The following is a 19,095-nucleotide window of genomic DNA, read 5'->3' as shown; positions in this document are numbered from 1 at the left end:
CATGCCATTTCAATCACTGCTCTACATCGCATTGACACTTTCAACCGCCAAAATAAAAACGGGCCTCCGAAGAGGCCCGCCTGATGCTCTGTCCTGATTGCCGTTTCACTTCATCGTCGGCATGACGAATTCGGCACCGTCCTTGATGCCGGACGGCCAGCGGGCGGTGATCGTCTTGGTCTTGGTCCAGAACTTGATCGAATCCGTGCCATGCTGGTTCAGATCGCCGAAGCTGGAGGCCTTCCAGCCACCGAACGAGTGATAGGCGAGCGGAACCGGGATCGGCACGTTGATGCCGATCATGCCGATATTGATGCGGCTGGCGAAGTCACGGGCGGCATCGCCATCGCGGGTGTAGATCGCAACGCCGTTGCCGTATTCGTGCTTCATCGGCAGATCGAGCGCTTCCTCATAGTTGTGGGCGCGGACGACCGAGAGGACCGGACCGAAGATTTCCTGCTTGTAGATGTCCATCTCGGGCGTGACGTGGTCGAACAGCGTGCCACCGACGAAATAGCCGTTCTCGTAACCCTGCAGCCTGAAACCGCGGCCATCGACCAGAAGCTTGGCGCCTTCCTCGACACCGCGGTCGATCAGGCCGTTGATGCGGGCGTGGGCTTCCTTGGTGACGACCGGGCCCATGTCGGCCTTGTCGTCCGTATAGGGACCGATGCGCAGGGACTCGATCTTCGGGATCAGCTTTTCGACGAGGCGGTTGGCGGTTTCCTCGCCGACCGGGACGGCAACCGAAACAGCCATGCAGCGCTCGCCTGCCGAACCGTAGCCCGCGCCCATCAGCGCGTTGACAGCCTGATCGAGATCGGCATCCGGCATGATGATCATGTGGTTCTTGGCACCGCCGAAGCACTGGGCGCGCTTGCCGTTCATGGCAGCCGTGCCATAGACGTAACGGGCGATCGGGGTCGAGCCGACGAAGGAGATGGCGCCGATATCCGGATCGGTGAGGATCGCATCGACGGCTGCCTTGTCGCCGTTGACGACGTTCAGGATGCCGGCAGGCAGGCCCGCCTCGATCATCAGTTCGGCAAGGCGGATCGGAAGCGACGGGTCACGCTCGGACGGCTTGAGGATGAAGGCATTGCCGCAGGCGATCGCCGGCGCGAACATCCACATCGGGATCATGCCCGGAAAGTTGAACGGGGTGATGCCGGCACCGATGCCGACCGGCTGGCGCATCGAATACATGTCGATCTGCGGGCCGGCGCCTTCGGTAAACTCGCCCTTCGACAGGTGCGGGATGCCGATCACGAATTCGCAGACTTCCAGACCACGGATGACGTCGCCCTTGGAATCCTCGATCGTCTTGCCGTGTTCGCGGGACAGCATTTCGGCGAGCTCGTCCATGTTCTGGTTGAGCAGGTCGACGAATTTCATGAACACGCGAGCGCGGCGCTGCGGGTTGGTGGCAGCCCATTTCGGCTGCGCCTGCTTGGCGTTTTCGACGGCAGCGCGGATTTCCGAAACGCTGGCGAGCGAAACCTTCGCCTGGACTTCGCCGGTTGCCGGATTGAAGACGTCAGCCGCGCGGCCGCTGGTGCCGGCGACATGCTTGCCGCCGATGAAATGCCCGATCTCACGCATGGGTATGCTCCTCCTGCCTTTTGTGGCGATCTTTTTTGAATAGCCGAGGATACTCTCAGATTTGCACAAGGCAACGCCGTAGTTTACGCATCCGTTGTGCAAATTTCGACATTGGAGCCTAAAATGAACTGGGACGATGTGCGTATGTTTCTCGCGGTCGCCCGCACCGGCCAGATCCTCGCGGCATCGCGGCGGCTCGGTGTCAACCATGCGACGCTCGGACGAAGAGTGACAGCGCTGGAAGAGGATCTGCGCACCCGCCTCATCATCCGCCGGACCAATGGCTGCGAACTGACTGCCGAAGGCGAGGTGTTCTTTCGAGCGGCCGAGCGGATGGAAACGGAGATGCTGGCGGCGCAGGCGAGCACCGGGCGGATCGACGCGGCGATCGCCGGCACGGTCAGGATCGGTGCGCCCGACGGTTTTGGGGTCTCCTTCCTTGCCTCGCGGCTCGGGCGGCTGACGCGCCGGCATCCGGAACTCAAGCTGCAGCTGGTGCCGGTGCCGCGATCCTTCTCGCTCTCCCAGCGCGAGGCGGATATCGCCATCACCATCGAACGCCCGGAACAGGGCCGGCTCGTCTCTTCGAAACTGACCGATTATACGCTGGGCCTCTATGCCTCGAAGGCCTATCTCGATCAGGCCGGAACGCCGCGGACGGTCGAGGCGCTGAAAAGCCATCCGCGCATCGGTTACGTCGAAGACCTGATCTTCTCGCCTTCCCTGAATTTCACAGGCGAGGTGATGCGGGACTGGGATGCGAGCTTCGAGATTTCAAGCGCCATCGGCCAGACCGAGGCAGTGCGTTCCGGGGCCGGCATCGGCATCCTGCACGACTATGTGGCGCGGCAATATCCGGAACTGGTGCGCGTGCTGCCCGAGACCATCATCCGGAGGTCCTACTGGACCACATATCATGAAACGACGCGCGACCTGATGCGGCTGAGGACGGTGGTGGAGTTCCTGAAGGAACTGGTCGACGGGGAAAGCCACATCTTTGTGTGACGGATAGGACGGCCTTCACAAGAGGAAAAAGAAGAAGGCCTATAACAGGGTCCGGCCGCCGGAGCGGCCGGAAAACCTTGTATCAAGAAGGCAGGAAGGTCGTAACCGGAACCTTGAGTGCCGCGGCAATGCGCTTCAGCTTGGCCGGGTCGGCATCGGTGCCGTTTTCAATGCGAACGATCTCGTCGTTGACGAGGCCGGTCGTGATGGCAAGCTCTTCGATGCTGTAGCCGACAGAACGTCGCGTTTCGGCGACGGCTGAGGCAATGTGCTGCGGAGAAAGCTTCGCTCCATTGGCGGATGCGAAATTATTGATCGAAATTGTCATTGTATGCTCCTTCTGGAATGGCCTGCCGAAAACCGGTCAGGTGAAGGGGGACGAACGCCCAAGACGCAGGTGTCTAAAAAATTAGGCACCGGCTGCCGCAAACATAGGCATGCTGACGGCCGAGACAAGGGCGATTGCTGCAGTGCACAAAAATGTGTTCGCTTTCGGGTCGAAAGAAGGCGGCGTCGATCTACCCGGCGCTGTCAAAATGGCTGGAATCGGGCATTTTCGCCTTAAATCGAGCTGAAAAAACATGAATGGCACCGCTTTTGCGGTGCCACATTAAATTTTCTTAACTTTCAAAAAAACGCATCAGGCCGACTGGATCGACTTGATCCTGTCGATGCCTCCGACGATCGCGGCGAAATCCTGCCAGACGCCTTGAGCGCCTTTCTGCCATTCCTCGAAGGCTTCCGGCTTCAGCAATTTGCCGCCATTCTTGAGCGACACGGCAACGGATGCCGCCTCGTCGTCGACGATGAGCTGGTTGAAATAGGCGGCCCCTTCCTTCGACGCCTCCTGGAAGACCGTCTTCTGCTCGGGGTTCAACTGGTTCCAGAAACTTGCGGAATAATAGATGACGCCGGACGCCCAGATATGGCCGGTTTCGGTCATGCAGGGGACGACTTCATAAAGCTTGAAGCCGGCATAGGCGGATTTGGTGAGGTCCATGGCGTCGGCGACGCCGGTCGCCAGCGCATTGTAGGTCTCGGTGATCGGAATGCCGACCGGGGCAGTACCGAAGGCGGCCCACAGCTTGGTGTGCAACGGGCTCTGGATGACGCGGATCTTCTTGCCCTTCAGCTGTTCCGGGCGGGTGACCGGCTCCTTGGTCAGGAGATGACGGGCGCCGTAGTTGATAAAATCGCCGATCACGAAATTCTGAGCGGCGAGCTTCTGCTTGAGATCTGCACCGACATTGCCGTCAACCGTCTTGCGGACATGGGCTGCGTCGCGGAAGAGGAACGGCAGATCGAGGACCTGCAGCTCCGGTACCCAGCCGGACAGTGACGAGACGGTGGAAAGGCTTGCCTGCACGGAACCGAGGCGGGCGCCTTCCGCCACTTCCTTCTCGCCACCGAGCGCGCCGTTCTTGACGACGTTGAACTTGAACTGGCCGGGCAGCCTGGCTTCCACCAGCTCGCCGATCTTCACCCAGATCTTCGATTCCGGCTTGTCGTCGCCAAGCAGCGAGGCGGTGGTGATCGTCGTCGTGCGAGCGGCCGCGCTGCGCACGAAAACCGGAGCGGCGAGCGCCGCGCCGGTTGCTGCGGCAGTCTTCAGAAGGGTTCGGCGGTTGATGTTGTCCATGTCTCAGGTCCCCGGAATTATGGAAGAATCAGAAGATGATCGCCCAGGCGCAAAGGATCGCCAGGGAAACCAGAAGTGCAAGCAGATAGGGCACGACCGCCTTGAACAGCGCGGTCGCGGGAATGCGGGTGACACCGCTGACCACGAAGACCAGCATGCCGAGCGGCGGGGTCAGGCCGTGGATCATCAGATTGACGACGATGATGACGCCGAAATGGATCGGATCGATGCCCGCGGCGACGGCGGCCGGCAGCAGGATCGGCCCGAACAGCAAGATCGCCGCGCCGATATCGAGCACCAGTCCGACGACCAGAAGGATGACGTTGGAGAGGATGAGGACCGCGAGCGCACTGCCGCCAAGCATCATCACGAACTCGGAGACGAGGCCGGAGACGTTGTCGACGGCGAGCAGGAAGGCGAAAGGCCCGGCCGTGCCGATCAGCAAACCGATCGCAGCGGACTCCGTCGCCGCCTGCCGGAACGAGACGAGCAGCGAGCCTGCTCCGACCCTGCCCCAGACGGCGAGGATGATCGTATAGAGGGCCGCGAGAGCCGCCGCCTCCGTCGTGGTGACGATGCCGATGCGGATGCCGACCACGACGATGATGCCGAGGCCGAAAGCGGGGATGGCGGAGGTGGCGGCCTGCCATCGTTCACGTCCCGACGCGCGCGGCAAGGCCACCTGTTCTCTGACGGAGAGATGGATGGCCACGGCGAGGCAAACCGCCATCAGGCCGCCGGCGAAGAAGCCGCCGACCAGCAGCGAACCGACCGACAGATTGGTGGCCGTCGCAAGGATCAGGAAGGCGATCGACGGCGGGATGACGTTGTCGAGCACCGAGGTGGCGGCGATGATCGCGCCTGCCTGTGCCGGTGGGTAACCGTGCTTCACCAGTTCCGGCTGGAAGGTGGAGGCGCCGAAGGCGGCATTCGCGACGGACGAACCCGAGGCGCCGGAAAACAGCACGCTGGTCAGGAGCGTCGTCTGCGCCAGTCCCGCCCGGCGATGGCCGACCATGGATGCCGCGAACCGGACGAGCTGGTTGGCGACGCCGGAAGAGGTTAGCAGCCCGCCGGCCAGCAGGAAGAAGGGAATGGCGAGCAGCAGGAATTTCGACATGCCGGCCACCGTCGAAGAGACGATCGCCGGTTCCGGCAGGCTGCTCCCGAAGGCGATCGCCACATAGGCTGCCGCCAGGAAAGCATGCGCCAGCGGGGCGGCGAGGACGAGACCGAGTGCTGCCACCAGTGCCAGGAACAGGCTCGGCGGCAGCTCGCTGTCGATAAAGATTTCGGGGACGCCGAAATAGAGCGCGGCTCCGAGGACGAGCGATGTCACTACCGGCAGCGCCCTGCCCTCGGCAAGCCTTTGCAGGAGGAGCACAACGAGGATCAGCACGCCGCCGACGCCTAAGAAACCGAAGCGGATCCACTCCGGAACGCCGAGCGCCGGAGAAATACCGCCGAGCATGGACATGATTTCGGAACCGCCGAAGAGCAGGATCATGGCGGCCAGCACGGTGAACACGTCCGCCAGAACGTGGGTCGCCGGCAGCAGCCGGGCGGGAGCCAAACGCACGAAGACATCGAGCCGCATGGCCAGCGCACTGTTGAGGCTGAGGGGGGCGCCGATCGAGATCAGCGCCACATGCAGCCATATCCCGAGGTCTTCGGCACCGATGAAGCCGGTATTGAAGAAATAGCGCAGGCAGACGCTGACCAGCACGACCGTCAGCAGAACGGCGAGGATGAGCGCTGCAATGGTGCCGAGCACGGTCTCGACGCCCTTCAGCACCCGCGCGGCAAGGCTATCGCCCCGGACTGCCGTCTGCTCTAGAAAGTCGGATGGGCTGGCTGCCACAGGCTCTTACCTTTGCCGGAGAATCAGGCGGTCCTGACCGTGGAAAAATCACGATCGAAGAGCGTCTACCAGGTGAATGACGCGATGCCGACATCTCGCGTGAGACATCGAGACGCGGCAATACCTTTTCGCCGAAGCGATGGGCTTCCTCAAGCAGCGGCAGGCCCGAAAGGAGAAAAGTTTTCGGCGCCCGGCCTTCCGCACGGCCGCAGGTCAAGCGAGGCTTGAGAAGTTCCGCCCTTTTAAGGCGCCAGTCTCCACACCGCAACCGGCCTCAATCCACAGCCAGGACCAGAATCTCGCCCTCGATGCATCTTTTTGCGAGACATGCTTGGCTTTGAGTGAATTAATGGATTCGCGGAAATGCAGGGGCAACCCTTGCGTGACAATCGGGGGATGTGTCCGTGGGCGATATCGAACAAGAAAAGAAATCTCAGGATCTCTTCGAATTTCATCCAGAGCCCGCCGCCCAGACAGGGGCTTCGCCCGACCAGTTCCAAACGGAGATGAGGGATTTCACCATCTTGAGCGTCGATGACGACGAGATGTTCCAGAACTCCCTCAGGCTCTCGCTTTCTGGCTTCACCTATCGCGGCATCGCGCCGCGGATACTGATGGCCTCTTCTGCCAACGAGGCGGCCAAGCTTCTGCTCGAAACGCCTTCGGTCGCGGTCCTGCTGCTCGATGTCGTGATGGAGACGGACGATGCGGGGCTCAGGCTGGTTCGCACGATCCGCGAGGTGCTCGGCAACTCGCAGCTGCGTATCGTGCTTCTCACGGGGCAACCGGGCATCGCGCCGATGCAATCGTCGCTCGAGACCTATGATATTGCCGATTACTGGCTGAAGACCGACCTGACCAATGAGCGGCTTCACAGCATTCTCACTGCGAATCTCAGGACCTTCGAGCAGATCGACGTGCTGAACCGCGCGCGCCGGGGCCTCCAGAGCATTGTGGAGGCGAGCAATAGCCTGGCGAGGTCGTCAGGATTCGAGGACTTCTCCCGCCGGATGATCCACGAACTGGCCGCACTTCTCGGCGTCAGCGAGGATGGCATCGTCTGCGTCCGCGGGCGTGACCGTGAACAGCCGCCGAAGATCATCGGCTCGGCAGGGCGGTTCGCTTCGGTCCTCAACCAGACCCTCGATACCATCCAAGACGAATCCATTCGCGACCTGATCCAGCGCTCGCTCGACGAGCAGGCGAGTATCGAAACCGCGAAAGCGCAGGTTCTGTTTTTCCAGGGCCAGGCGGTCGCACCTCCTGCAGCGGCGTACATCGCCACAAACAGGCGAATCGACGACACGGAGCGGGAATTGCTGCGGGTCTTCGCGACCAATATCGGCACCGGCCTGATCAATGTGGCGCTGACCAGCCAACTCGACCGCACCGCCTATGAAGACGGCCTGCTCGAGATCGCGAACGGCAACGCGCTGAAGCGCGGCATTCAAGCGGCGCTCGAGGTTCCCCCGCCGCGCAGACGGAAGGTCCTGTTCATCGAACTGAACCAGTATGCGAGAAGCTGCGTCTCGCTCGGGGTCGAACAGGGCGATCACCTGCTGCGCGCTTTCGTGAAGCGTCTGGCAGCGGCCTTTCCGCCACCCTGCATGATCGCGCGTCTGCACGAAGACGTATTTGCCGTGCTCGGACCGGAATATCTCGTGCGGATCGAGTATGTAAACCGTCTCGAAGCGGGCGCCCACTCGCCCGAAGCCCTGTTCTTCGGTGCAGAGGCCGCCTCCCTCGATCTCAATCACTTCACGTCAGCTCAAACCGTCATCGCGACTGGGCTTCTGCTCCTGAAGAAGGCGGGACTGAAGGGGACGAGCGGGCAACTCATCGAATACGACCCCAATGTCGAAGACGAGACACGCCGCCGGTTCGCTCTTTCGCAGCAGCTTTACAAGGCGCTGCTCAACCGGGAAATCAGCGTCGTATTCCAGCCGCAGATCGACCTCGCCGACAGTCGAATTGTCGGCGCCGAAATCCTGGCGCGCTGGACGCGTCCGGACGGTTCGGTCGTATTTCCGGCAGATTTCATTCCGCTCGCAGAGGCGAACGGGCTGATCGTGCCCCTGGGTCAGCAAATCCTGGAACAGGCCTGCAGCGCGCTACGGTCCATGAGCGAAGCGGGATTCCCAAGCGTCACGATCGCCGTCAATGTCTCGCCGATCCAGCTTGGGCGAAAGGAATTCATAGACGAACTGATCGCCACCACGCGCCGTTATGGCCTGTCACCGGATCGGCTGGAACTGGAAATTACCGAGACTGTCGCGATGGAAGAGCACCAGCACGCCAACAACATGCTCTCCATTCTCAGAAGCGAAGGTTTCGCGATCGCCATCGACGATTTCGGCACCGGTTATTCTTCGCTGACGAAGCTCCGGTCGTTCGAGGCCGCCACGCTCAAGATCGACCCGTCGTTCATCGCCGGTCTCGGAGAGTCCAGCCAGAGTGACCTGATCGTCGAGATGATCATCCGGCTTGGCGAGCGCATGAACATGCGTGTCCTCGCCGAAGGTGTCGAGACCGAGCAGCAGGCGGAATGGCTGCGGTCGAGAAAATGCATCCTGGCGCAGGGTTATTTCTACGCTCGCCCGGAGCCCTTCGAGCAATTCCTGGCGCGGTTGCAAAACTCGCCGGTCAAGGCGGTGTAGCTGCCGATGATCCCCGCGTCTCCACTCCGCATGTTTCCGTCTCTCCGGGCCATTTATCGCCATCGCAGGCGACTTGCCGTCTTCGTGATACCCTGGATGGTGGGACTTGGCATCGGCGTTCCATTGCTCTGGCATCAGATCGGTGCGAACGCGCGGGAACCTCAGATCCGCAACAGGGAGGAGACCCTGTCGCAAGGCTACGACATTCTCGGTCGGGCCCTGGACCGGCTTGGCCGCGACGCCCTGTTTCTCGCCGACCTGCAATCGCGCTTCGGCGAAACGACGACTCGGCTCGCTCCGTTGAGCGCCGAGATCTTCCAGAGTTTCGCCGCCAGCTCGCCGGATTACGATCAGGTACGGTGGCTGGATAATGACGGCAATGAACGGCTGCGCGTCAACCGCCGCAGCGGCGCGGAACCGGTCGTCGTGAGCAGCGAGCAGCTGCAGAACAAGGCGGACCAACCCTATTTTCGCGATACGATTCCGCTGCCGCTGAACGGCCTCTATTTCTCAGCCCTCGATCTGAATATCGACAACGGCGTGGTCGAGGTCCCCCATCTGCCGACATTGCGCGTCGCAAGCCCCGTCTTCCGCAATGGGATCAAGCAGGGCATCATCGTCATCAACTACCGCGCCACGCGATTGCTTGAACGCCTGAAGCGGCTCGACAGGAGCGTCGAGCTCTATCTGATGAACCAGGCCGGATACTGGCTCCAAGGTCCAGATGCGGATGCGAACTGGGGCTGGCAGCTTGGGGCCTCAACGCCCGGCCCGGCTGAGGCGGAGATGTTGCGGGCGATTGGCAAGGGAGACAGAGGGCTTTTCGGCAGCAGGGACGGCGTTTGGAACTACCGTCGCTTCCAGCCCGTTGCGAGCTTGCTGGCAACAGGCGAAGTCGCGGAAAGACGTGCCGCGGGTGCCGACCTCTATCTGCTCGCCCGTGACTCGGCGGCCGCGATCAACGACCAGGAAACGAGGGGGAAACTCATTCTCGGCGCGGTCGCGGCAATCCTCGCCATGGTGGCGCTTGCGGTCACCGGCCGCCTGGCCAACGGCATGGAGGCCGAGGCGGAATGGGCGCGGCAAATGGAGGACACGAACAAGGCGCTGCGCGAGACCAATGAAAAACTGAACGTGACCCAACGGGAACTTGCGCGAGCCGAACGGCTGTCGTCGCTGGGCCTGATGGTTGCCGGCGTCGCCCACGAGATGAACACGCCGCTTGGAAGTGCGGCACTCGTGCTCAGCAAGGCCGCCAAGGATCTCAGGCTTTTCAAGGAACGGATTGCAGCGGGGCTGCGCCGCTCGGATCTCGACCTCTATGTCGCAGACAGCGATACCAGCCTCGATCTGGTCCGCGACGCCATCCACCGGTGCACCGCGCTGGTTCAACGTTTCAAACAGGTTGCGGTCGACCGCGCGACGCTGGAGCGACGGGATATCGATCTCGCCGCATTCATTCCTGATGCCGATCCGCGCCTGCGCAAATGGGACGCTAGCGCCGGTATCAGCCTGACGCTGAATGTGCCCGCTGATCTGGCGATCACCACCTATCCGGGACCGTTTGCCCAGGTCTTGTCGAACCTCCTCAACAATTCGCTGCTGCATGCCTTCGATGCCGGCAAACCCGGCATGATCAGTATCGATGTCCGCAGACTGGCAGACCAGGTCCTCATCGAATTCACCGACGACGGTCGCGGGATAAACGAGACGGACATCCAGAAGATATTCGAACCCTTCTTTTCCACGGCCCGTCACAGCGGCGGTACCGGTCTCGGGCTGCATATCGTCCACCAGATCGTCACCGAAGTTCTCGGCGGATCGATCGCCGTCGAGAGCCCGCCCGCCGGCAAGGCCCGCGGCACGCGATTTATCATCCGGCTCCCGAGAGTTGCTCCGGCACAAGCGGGAACGTAAAGCCTCTTCAGATCCCGGCATACCATTCGTAGCCGCGATCCTCCCAGAAACCGCCGTTGCCGCCATAAAGGCGACCGAGATCGGCCACCGCCTCGATGCGGGTCAGATATTTTGCGTGCTTGTAGCCGAGCTGGCGCTCGACACGCAGCCGCAGCGGCGCGCCATGCGCGACTTCGAGGTCCCGGCCGTTCATCGTGTGGGCGAGGATGGTCTGGGGATGGAAGGCATCCACCAGATCGACGCTTTCGTAGTACCAGCCGCTGCCGTCGAGCGACTTCTCGTACTCGTCGGCGCAATGGAAGACGATGTAGCGGGCTTCCGGCTTCAGGCCGACCGTCTTGAGCAGCGCGCCGAGCGGCACGCCGGTCCATTTGCCGATGGCGCTCCAGCCTTCGACGCAGTCGTGCCGGGTAATCTGGGTGCGGGCCGGCAGGCCCCTCAATTCGGCAAGCGACAGCTGCATCGGCTTTTCGACCAGGCCGCCGACCTCCAGCTTCCACGTCGAGAACTGCCGGCTCATCCAGTCGAGATATTGCGGATTGTCCGGCATGCTGGTGCCGTTGGCCCGGAAGACCGGGGAGAGATCCGCTTCCGTGAACTCGCGCGCCAGCGCGTTGTCGCCGAGCAGGAAGCGCTGGGTTTTCATCGAAAGCCCCTCGGCGATCTTGAGGACCGATTTCGTCCGGTCGCTTTCGACAAGCGCGTCGCAGCCGCTCAAACCGAGCGCGGAGGCCGTCATGGTCGCGCCGATCAGGAAGCGGCGGCGGGTGAGGATGCTGGTCATTGCTTGCCTCCCTTAATGTTCCCTTGGTCGATCGCGTAGTAGCCGGTGATCATCGAACGCAGATTGTTGAAGACGCCCGACAGGATCACCATCGCGACGTGGACCACCACGAAGGCGACCAGCGAAAACGCGGTGAGGAAATGGATCGTGCGGGCCGACTGCCGCCCGCCGAACACATCGAGCAGCCAGGGTGCCACGGCATTGAAGCCGGGCGACATGGTGAGCCCCGTGAGGATCATCAGTGGCAGGAGCAGGATGATCACCGCGACATAGCTGAGCTTCTGCAGCGTGTTGTAATGCCGCGCCTCCGGCCCTTTCGCAAACCGCAGCCGGGCGTGATTGACGATTTCGTGGCCGATATGGACGGGCGTCAGCTCGTCCCGGGCCGGCAGGAGATCGCGGCGGAAATGACGGCTCACCAATCCATAGGCGAGATAGATGAAGCCGTTGATGACGAACAGCCACGCAAAGAAGAAATGCCAGCGCCGGCCGCTTGCGAGATCCTGATAGCTCGGGATCGTCAGCCAATCGGGGAACCCTCGTGCGGTCGCCTCGCCGTCCACGTCGGAAACACCGAGAAATCCGGTCGTGTCGAAGGTGAGCGAACCCACATGCGTGAGGCCCTTCGCCTTGTCACCATCCTCGACCGCCTCCGTGGAAATGAAGGAGGGATCGTTATTCGCACCGTATTGGCCCCAGTAGAGCGCCGGGTGCGCATTGAATATCTGCAGGCCGCTGAACAGCAGCACGGTCATGCAAAGCACATTCATCCAGTGCGACAGGCGCACCAGCAGGCTGTGGCGGTAGATGACCGTCCGGCCGGTCACAGCGCCGGCATCGATCGTGGCCATGGTGTTTCCTCCGAATGCGGGAATCGGGCTCCAGAAGATAGACGCGGCCGCCGGGCAGAAAGTTTCAGCGGCCGCGGTCAAATCATTTCATCGCGTCGCAGGCCTTCATCATCTCGGATTTCTTCATCGCGTCCTTTTCCATGCCGGCCTTGTGCATGCAGTCGGTCTTGGTGCTGCCCGTCGCCATCGAGTCCTTCTTCATAGCATCCGGTTTCATGGCGTCGGTCTTCATGGAGTCCTTCTTCATCGTGTCGGTGCTCGTGCTGCTCTGGGCGTTCGCCGCACCGGCGAGCGAAAGGCCGACAACAAATGTGCAGGCTGCGAGGCTGGAAAGAAGCTTGGTCATGGGATGTCCTCCTGGGATCAATCGATGTGTCCGCCGGCTGCGTGCCGAGGGCTCACAGCCATCAATTCGACCCGCGCAGAAAGTCGTTACAGCGTCACGGTTATGTGATAGGCCGGAAGCATCCGGATTATTTTCCATTCCGGATGTAACCGTTTATGTGCTTCTCCGAATAATCATTTGAACAGCATGACGAGCACCCATTCGGAAGAAGCCCTGAAGGCCTTGATGCTTCTGTCTCTTGATGGGGACGAGGCCGCCTATCGGCGTTTGCTCAACGCAGTGCGCGTCCTGCTTGTCGGATATTACAGCCGCCGAATGGCTGCTGCGACGAAAGCGGACATGGAAGACCTCGTCCAGGAAACATTGCTGGCGCTGCATTCCCGCCGGGAAACCTATGATCGCGAGCGGCCGTTTACCGCATGGTTCTTCTCGATCGCCCGCTACAAGCTGATCGACCACCATCGCGGCCGCGGCAGCCGGATGATGGCGGAAACGGAGCTCGGCGAGGAATTCGAGAGCGACTACAACGAGGAAGGCCTGACGGCGCGCATGGATGTCGAACGGCTTCTGGATGGCCTGCCGGCGAAACAGCGGGAATTGATCCGCCAGGTGAAGCTCGAGGGCCAATCCGTCGCGGATACGGCAAGCCGGACCGGCCAATCGGAATCGGCCGTCAAGGTCGGCATTCATAGAGGGATCAAGGCACTGGCGGAGAAATTGCGAGGCGGACAGTGAGAAAGACGGACGACGTCATCGACAGCTTGGTGGGCGAATTGAAGCCTGTGCCGCGCCATGCGCTGGCGCGGCGCTTCGTGGCCGGCGTTCTGCCGGCGCTCGCCGTGTCGCTGGTGCTGATGGTGGCGATCCTCGGCTTGCGCATAGACATGGCGGAAGCTCTGATGTTGCCAGTGTTCTGGATCAAGTCCGCCTATAACGTGCTGCTGGCGATCGCCGCGTTCCTCGCCGCCTACCATCTGGCGCGGCCGGACGGTTCGAGGGGGCGGTTCTTCCAGTTCGCGGCGGCGATCGTCGTGATCATGGCTGTGGTTGCGGTCGGCCAGCTGATGATGTCGCCGGCTGAGACCTATCGCTCCTTGATCATCGGATCGTCAGCGCTGCATTGCCCTTTGCTGATCTTCCTTTTCGCGCTGCCGGTGCTTGCCGGGAACGTGTGGGTGCTTCGCCGCGGCGCGCCGACAGACCTGAGGCTCACCGGCTTCATCGCCGGGATTGCGGCCGGTGCCGCCGGCGCCTGGGTCTATTCCTGGTTCTGCACCGAGAACGGCATGCCTTTCGTGCTCATCTGGTATTCGCTCGGCATCCTGCTGACAGGCATTCTCGGCTCGCTTCTGGGACCCCGGCTGCTGCGCTGGTGAGCCGGCGGGAAGATGCCTTGGCGCGATAATTTTATCGGCAACCGACCAGTTTAAGATAATTTAAGGTGCGGAATTCAGCGGCAGACCTGGTCGATTCAACGGTGCACGAGCGCTTAAACACTCGGAGTGCCATCCGTCCCGACAAAACTTTTGATCTGGAAGAAAATGGTACGGTTGGGGGGTCTCGAACCTCCGACCTCAGGTGCCACAAACCTGCGCTCTAACCAACTGAGCTACAACCGCACAAACGCCCTTGGGCGCCGTTGGGGGGTCACATACGGCGATCGGACTTTTTTTGCAAGTCCTATCCCGCAAATAGAAAGTCCTTTCCCGCAAATAGAAGAGGCCGGAGCATGCTCCGGCCTTCTCCTTAAAATCATGCCCTAAGAATTAGGCAGCCTTGAAGGTCGTCATGACCTTTTCAGCGGCTTCCTTGCCCGGCTTCGTCACGTCTTCAACGATCTTGCGGGCGGTGTCCTGCATGGACTTGGCCTGCTCAACCGTGATTTCTGCTTGCTTGCGGATGAAACCGGTCTGCAGTTCGATCAGTTCGGCAAAGGACTTCACGCCGAGCAGCGATTCCATATGGGTCAGCGAGTTTTCGGCGTTGGTGCGCAGAGCGTCGATCGCCTTGAGGCCGAGTTCGACAGAGCCAGCCTGGGCCGACTGCATTGTGGATTCCACCGTCTTGGTGGCTTCCTCGGCAGCGGTTTTCATCTTAGCATAGGCTTCGCGAGACTGGGTGGCACCCTTTTCGGCGAAGTCGCGGAAGCCTTCGGTCATCTTGGACGGATCGAAAGCGGAGAAGGAAAAGATATCGTCGGTCTTGTATGCCATCGTTTCAGGTCCTCGTTGGCGATTTCTTCGGCAGAACCGAAGATGTCATGCCTCTTATATAGACCATCTCGTTGTGCATTGCAATATGATTGTGCGCTGCACAATAAAATGAGTCCCGGAATTAACCCTATCGGAGGTTTGGACGGCGCCGCTCTCGACCCGAAGGCAGGGGGAGGTTATTAACAATCCGTTAAACTACGTAGAAATCCGGTCACAAACGCCCTGTAGGTTTTGCCTATGTCCGCAGTTCAATACCCGTTCATCGACATTGCCGTGCACGAGCGCGTCCGCGATCGTTTTGCAGCAGGCGAAGCGATCGTGCTGTTTTCTCCGGACATGCAAAGCCCCCTCTGGGCGAACGGGCGCGGCGCCGATCTCTTCGGTTTCGGCTCCATCTACGATTTCCTCGACCAGGGTCCCAACCGCGTCGATATCGCCTTCCGTCAGATCGAAGCGGCCGCGCGCCAGCTCGGCGAAGTCGGCGACATCCGCAACCTGACGATCCGCGTCGCCTCCGGTTTCCAGCGCATTCCCGTGCAGGCGATCTGCGAGCTTGTCCAGGTCCAGGGCGAAACGGCCGTGCTGTTCAGCGCGCCGGTGGAACGGGGCAGGCTCGCGCCTTCGGCCTCTGCTGCCCGGATGATCGAAGGCTTCGACGATCCCGATACGCATATGGCGGTGATCGACGAAAACGGTGAGGTGCTTGCGGCCTCCGCCGAGTTCGCGGGGCTCGGCGTTTCCGTGCAGACGGCCAAGATGATGGCGACCATGGCGGGCGCCGATCCGAGCCGCCTCGTCAAGCGCCCGATCCCGACCTCCAAGGGCTACCTGCCGGCTGCGATCGGCAAGCTTTCCAACGAACCGGCCCTGCATCTCCTGTTCACGGTCGAGACCGAACAGGGCCGCGCTGCCGTCGCCAACGGATACGAACCCCGCGACGAGGCACCGACGCTCGCCGAAGACGATCAGGCGAATGCCGAGATCGGCGAGGAAATTACGGAGCCCGCTGCGAGCGACGACACCGAGGACTTCACGGTCGAGGCCGAGCCGGTCGACGATTTTGCCCAGGTGATCGCCGCTGTATCCGAAATCGAGGATACGGAAGAGCCGGAAGAAGAAATTTCGCTTGAAGCCGGCGGGGACGCCGCGCCGGTTCAGTCCGCTGTTTTCGAGCAACCGGCGGAAGAGGTCGCGTCTGAAAATGCCGTGCCGGCCGCGGACGTCGAGGCCCTTTCCCCCGCTGACGCGATCGAGACGGCCGAGGAGCTGGTTTCGCCAACCGCGATCGAGGAAACATCGGCTGCCCAGCTGGAGACAATTGAGGTTGCACCTGCAGTCGAGCCCGCAGCCGCCGAAACTGCCGCTCCGGAGCCGGCTGGTTTCGTCTTCCGCGGCGACGGGCGTGCCACCCGCTTCGTCTGGAAGATCGATGCGGAAGGCCGGTTCAGGGAAGTTTCGAGCGAATTTGCCGATGCCGTCGGCCCCCACGCCGCCGATATCAACGGCATGGCCTTCACCGATCTCGCCGCCCTCTTCCATCTCGATCCCGAAGGCAAGATCACCGAGCTGCTCCAGAAGCGCGATACCTGGTCCGGCAAGACGATCTGGTGGCCGATCGAGGGCACGTCGCTGATGGTGCCGGTCGATCTCGCCGCGCTGCCGACCTATACCCGCACCCGCGAGTTCGACGGTTTTCGCGGCTTCGGCATCGTGCGCATCGGCGATGCAGCCGAGGATCCGAATGCCGTTGGCCTGACCCTGACCCGTGCGGTGCCGGAGGATGTGGCCGAACCGGAAGCGAAGACTGTTTTCGAAACCTACGATGTGCCCGTCGATGCACCGGAAATGGTGGCAGAAGACCTTCTGCAGGGCGAAGCCGAGGATGCCATCGCCGGAAGTTCCGAGTATGACGAACCGGCTGCCGAGGCTTCGGTAACCGAAGAGTTGGAAGTCGCGGAAGATGCCGAACAGTCGGCTACCGCGGAAGACATATCCGCCGATGCGGCGCCATCCGAAGACCTGCTGCCGGAGCCGGCACAAGAGGACGCGCCGCAGCCGTCCAAGTCGGGGCGGCAGATCCCTTCGCTGCTCGACTGGCCGGCCGGCGAACGCCCGGCACTGCGGATCGTCGACAATGCCGGCCGCCGCCATTCCGACAAGGTCATCCAGCTGGAAGAGCGCCGCTCCAACCGCCGCGACGGACTGACCCCCGTCGAACAGGCGGCTTTCCGCGAAATCGCCCGACAGCTCGACAACTTCGTCGGTCGCCGCAACGAGGAAAAGACGCCTGATGCCCCGACAGAGGCGGAGGTACCCGTTGTCGAACAGAACGAGCCGAGCGCGATAGAGCCGGCTCAGCTCGAGCATGAGGCGGTGCACGAGGAACCTGTCGCGCCCGTTTCGGAAGAGATTTCCGAGGAAGAGGCGATCGCCTTCGCCGAAGACGCGAACCAGGCGTTTGCCGACGGGCCGATCGAGCCCACCGAAGAGACGGAAATCGCTGTGGAGGCTCCGGCCGACCCGCATCCGGAGCTTTCCGACCGCGAACTGTTGAGCCAGATGATACCGGTTCGCGAGCGTATCGGCCTTTCCGCGGAGATCGTCGACCAGATGCCGGTGGCGCTTCTCGTCCACAGCGGCGACACCTTGATCTACGGCAATCCGGAATTCCTGCGGCTGACCGGCTATGCCTCGATCGACGAGTTGGCGGAAGTCGGCGGTCTCGATGCGCTGCTGCAGCGCCAGGACCTCGAAGGCAAGACAACGGAAGCCGGCGGCATGGTCGTGGTGCGCGCCGACGATGTGCTGGTGCCGGTGACGGCGCGCCTGCAGTCCGTCCGCTGGGACAATTCGACTGTTCTCATGCTGGCGCTGATGCCGGTCGTGGCCGAGAGCCAGGGCTCCACCGAGGATGGCGAAGCGGCGGCGGTCATTCCCCTGCGCGCGCCTCGCGCCGCCGACCAGCTCGCCAAGCTGCAGGTCGAGGTAACCGAACTGCGCGCCATCCTGGAAACGGCCACCGACGGCGTGGTGATCATCGGCGCCGATGGCGACATCCGCTCCCTGAACCGGGCGGCGAGCGCGCTCTTCAACTACGACAATGAAGAGATCAACGGCAAACCTTTCGTCACCCTGTTCGCCCATGAGAGCCAGCGGGCGATCCTTGATTATCTCGCCGGGCTTGCCGGCCATGGCGTGGCGAGCGTTCTCAACGACGGCCGCGAGGTCATCGGCCGCGAGGCTTCCGGCGGCTTTCTGCCGCTGTTCATGACGATCGGCAAATTGACCTCCTCGAACGGCTATTGCGCTGTCATCCGCGACATCACCCAGTGGAAGCGCACCGAAGACGAGCTGCGCACCGCCAAGCGTGCTGCCGAGACGGCGAACGCCCACAAGAGCGAGTTCCTCGCCCATGTGAGCCACGAAATCCGCACACCGCTCAACGCGATCATCGGCTTTGCCGACATGATGGCGAGCGAACGTTTCGGCCAGATCGGCCATGCGCGTTACGTGGAATATGCCAATGACATCAGCCGCTCCGGCCGGCATGTGCTCGATATCGTCAACGACCTCCTCGACATTTCCAAGATCGAGGCCGGCGAGATGGAGCTTGATTTCGTGGCGGTCGGCCTGAACGAGGCGGTGTCGGAAGCCGTCTCGCTGGTACAGCCGCAGGCAAACGGCCAGCGGGTGATCATCCGCACGGCCCTCTCGCATGCCGTGCCGCAGGTGGTCGCCGATCCGCGCTCGATCAAGCAGATCGTGCTGAACATCCTGTCGAACGCCATCCGCTTCACGCCCTCCGGCGGTCAGATCGTCGTGTCCACGGCCTACGAAACCAACGGCAATGTGGTTCTTCGCGTCCGCGATACTGGCATCGGCATGACCCGCTCGGAGCTGGAACTTGCGATGAAGCCGTTCCGCCAGGTTGCGAGCGCTTCTCGCAAGCGCGGCGACGGCACGGGCCTTGGTCTGCCGCTGACCAAGGCGATGGTCGATGCAAACCGCGCCGCCTTCGCGATCACCTCTGCACCGAACGAGGGCACGCTGGTGGAAATCACCTTCCCCTCACCGCGGGTGCTGGCGAACTGACCCGGGAGACTGCGACTGGTTTTCGCATTCTCGTGGCTCGGCCAGCAACGCTTTTGGTTGCGGCGCAACAGTAGACGCCTTTAGGTTGCGCACCATCTAAAAAGAAAGGCAGCCGAAGCTGCCTTTGA

Annotated in this window: 14 protein-coding genes, 1 tRNA gene and 1 pseudogene; 6 read left to right on the top strand and 10 right to left on the bottom strand. The window is 61.9% G+C overall.

Annotated features, from left to right (window positions below):
* Nucleotides 1-105: 105 nt before the first annotated feature.
* Nucleotides 106-1,602 carry a CoA-acylating methylmalonate-semialdehyde dehydrogenase gene (locus ACSQ3G_RS01265; RefSeq protein ID WP_436108753.1) on the bottom strand — a complete coding sequence of 499 codons (1,497 nt, stop codon included), beginning with the start codon at nucleotides 1,600-1,602 and terminating at the stop codon, nucleotides 106-108.
* A gap of 123 nt (nucleotides 1,603-1,725) precedes the next feature.
* Between ACSQ3G_RS01265 and ACSQ3G_RS01260 the strand changes: the two genes are divergently transcribed.
* Entirely contained in the window at nucleotides 1,726-2,607 is an 882-nt protein-coding gene (locus ACSQ3G_RS01260; RefSeq protein WP_436108752.1) for a LysR family transcriptional regulator, read from the top strand.
* Nucleotides 2,608-2,689: 82 nt separating this feature from the next.
* Here ACSQ3G_RS01260 and ACSQ3G_RS01255 read toward each other — a convergent pair whose 3' ends face one another.
* The 4 genes and pseudogenes from ACSQ3G_RS01255 to ACSQ3G_RS01240 form a co-directional block, all read right to left on the bottom strand.
* Nucleotides 2,690-2,935 carry a helix-turn-helix domain-containing protein gene (locus tag ACSQ3G_RS01255; RefSeq protein WP_038539927.1) on the bottom strand — a complete coding sequence of 82 codons (246 nt, stop codon included), beginning with the start codon at nucleotides 2,933-2,935 and terminating at the stop codon, nucleotides 2,690-2,692.
* 312 nt (nucleotides 2,936-3,247) lie between these two features.
* Nucleotides 3,248-4,246, bottom strand: a complete 999-nt coding sequence (locus ACSQ3G_RS01250) for a TRAP transporter substrate-binding protein (protein ID WP_436108751.1) — start codon at nucleotides 4,244-4,246, stop codon at nucleotides 3,248-3,250.
* A 28-nt stretch (nucleotides 4,247-4,274) separates the two neighbouring features.
* Nucleotides 4,275-6,107, bottom strand: a complete 1,833-nt coding sequence (locus tag ACSQ3G_RS01245; protein WP_436108750.1) for a TRAP transporter large permease — start codon at nucleotides 6,105-6,107, stop codon at nucleotides 4,275-4,277.
* A gap of 65 nt (nucleotides 6,108-6,172) precedes the next feature.
* Nucleotides 6,173-6,288, bottom strand: a pseudogene (locus ACSQ3G_RS01240) (alkanesulfonate monooxygenase); the annotation flags it as partial.
* Between the two features lie 343 nt (nucleotides 6,289-6,631).
* On the opposite strand from ACSQ3G_RS01240, the gene ACSQ3G_RS01235 reads away from it, so the two are divergent.
* Both ACSQ3G_RS01235 and ACSQ3G_RS01230 read left to right on the top strand, forming a co-directional pair.
* Nucleotides 6,632-8,764, top strand: a complete 2,133-nt coding sequence (locus ACSQ3G_RS01235) for a putative bifunctional diguanylate cyclase/phosphodiesterase (RefSeq protein WP_436108749.1) — start codon at nucleotides 6,632-6,634, stop codon at nucleotides 8,762-8,764.
* 96 nt (nucleotides 8,765-8,860) lie between these two features.
* Nucleotides 8,861-10,681: a sensor histidine kinase gene (locus tag ACSQ3G_RS01230; protein ID WP_436108748.1), complete on the top strand. Its 1,821-nt coding sequence runs from the start codon at nucleotides 8,861-8,863 to the stop codon at nucleotides 10,679-10,681.
* Nucleotides 10,682-10,688: 7 nt separating this feature from the next.
* Here the strand turns inward: ACSQ3G_RS01230 and ACSQ3G_RS01225 are convergent, their stop codons facing one another.
* The 3 genes from ACSQ3G_RS01225 to ACSQ3G_RS01215 form a co-directional block, all read right to left on the bottom strand.
* Entirely contained in the window at nucleotides 10,689-11,465 is a 777-nt protein-coding gene (locus ACSQ3G_RS01225) for a molybdopterin-binding protein (protein ID WP_436108747.1), read from the bottom strand.
* A complete protein-coding gene (locus tag ACSQ3G_RS01220; RefSeq protein WP_436108746.1) occupies nucleotides 11,462-12,316 on the bottom strand; it encodes a cytochrome b/b6 domain-containing protein in 855 nt (284 codons plus the stop codon). Before ACSQ3G_RS01220 ends, ACSQ3G_RS01225 begins: the two co-directional genes overlap by 4 nt.
* 82 nt (nucleotides 12,317-12,398) lie before the next feature.
* Nucleotides 12,399-12,662 (bottom strand): pentapeptide MXKDX repeat protein, encoded by a 264-nt coding sequence (locus ACSQ3G_RS01215; RefSeq protein WP_105426499.1) that lies wholly within the window; start codon nucleotides 12,660-12,662, stop codon nucleotides 12,399-12,401.
* Between the two features lie 186 nt (nucleotides 12,663-12,848).
* Between ACSQ3G_RS01215 and ACSQ3G_RS01210 the strand changes: the two genes are divergently transcribed.
* Both ACSQ3G_RS01210 and ACSQ3G_RS01205 read left to right on the top strand, forming a co-directional pair.
* On the top strand, nucleotides 12,849-13,397 hold the full coding sequence (locus ACSQ3G_RS01210) for a sigma-70 family RNA polymerase sigma factor (RefSeq protein ID WP_105419053.1): 549 nt from the start codon (nucleotides 12,849-12,851) through the stop codon (nucleotides 13,395-13,397).
* Nucleotides 13,394-14,038 carry an NrsF family protein gene (locus tag ACSQ3G_RS01205; protein WP_436108745.1) on the top strand — a complete coding sequence of 215 codons (645 nt, stop codon included), beginning with the start codon at nucleotides 13,394-13,396 and terminating at the stop codon, nucleotides 14,036-14,038. The genes ACSQ3G_RS01210 and ACSQ3G_RS01205 overlap by 4 nt, the downstream gene beginning before the upstream one ends.
* Before the next feature lie 166 nt (nucleotides 14,039-14,204).
* Here the strand turns inward: ACSQ3G_RS01205 and ACSQ3G_RS01200 are convergent.
* Together ACSQ3G_RS01200 and ACSQ3G_RS01195 are read right to left on the bottom strand one after the other, a co-directional pair.
* Nucleotides 14,205-14,281, bottom strand: a tRNA-His gene (locus ACSQ3G_RS01200).
* Between the two features lie 147 nt (nucleotides 14,282-14,428).
* Entirely contained in the window at nucleotides 14,429-14,875 is a 447-nt protein-coding gene (locus tag ACSQ3G_RS01195; protein ID WP_105418451.1) for a phasin, read from the bottom strand.
* 237 nt (nucleotides 14,876-15,112) lie between these two features.
* Between ACSQ3G_RS01195 and ACSQ3G_RS01190 the strand changes: the two genes are divergently transcribed.
* Nucleotides 15,113-18,967: an ATP-binding protein gene (locus tag ACSQ3G_RS01190; RefSeq protein WP_436108744.1), complete on the top strand. Its 3,855-nt coding sequence runs from the start codon at nucleotides 15,113-15,115 to the stop codon at nucleotides 18,965-18,967.
* Nucleotides 18,968-19,095 lie beyond the last annotated feature (128 nt).

The organism is Neorhizobium tomejilense, assembly GCF_964254135.1.
Lineage (GTDB): Bacteria > Pseudomonadota > Alphaproteobacteria > Rhizobiales > Rhizobiaceae > Neorhizobium > Neorhizobium tomejilense.
The sequence above is the reverse complement of the archived record's forward strand: the minus strand, read 5'-3'. Positions and strand labels throughout refer to the sequence as shown.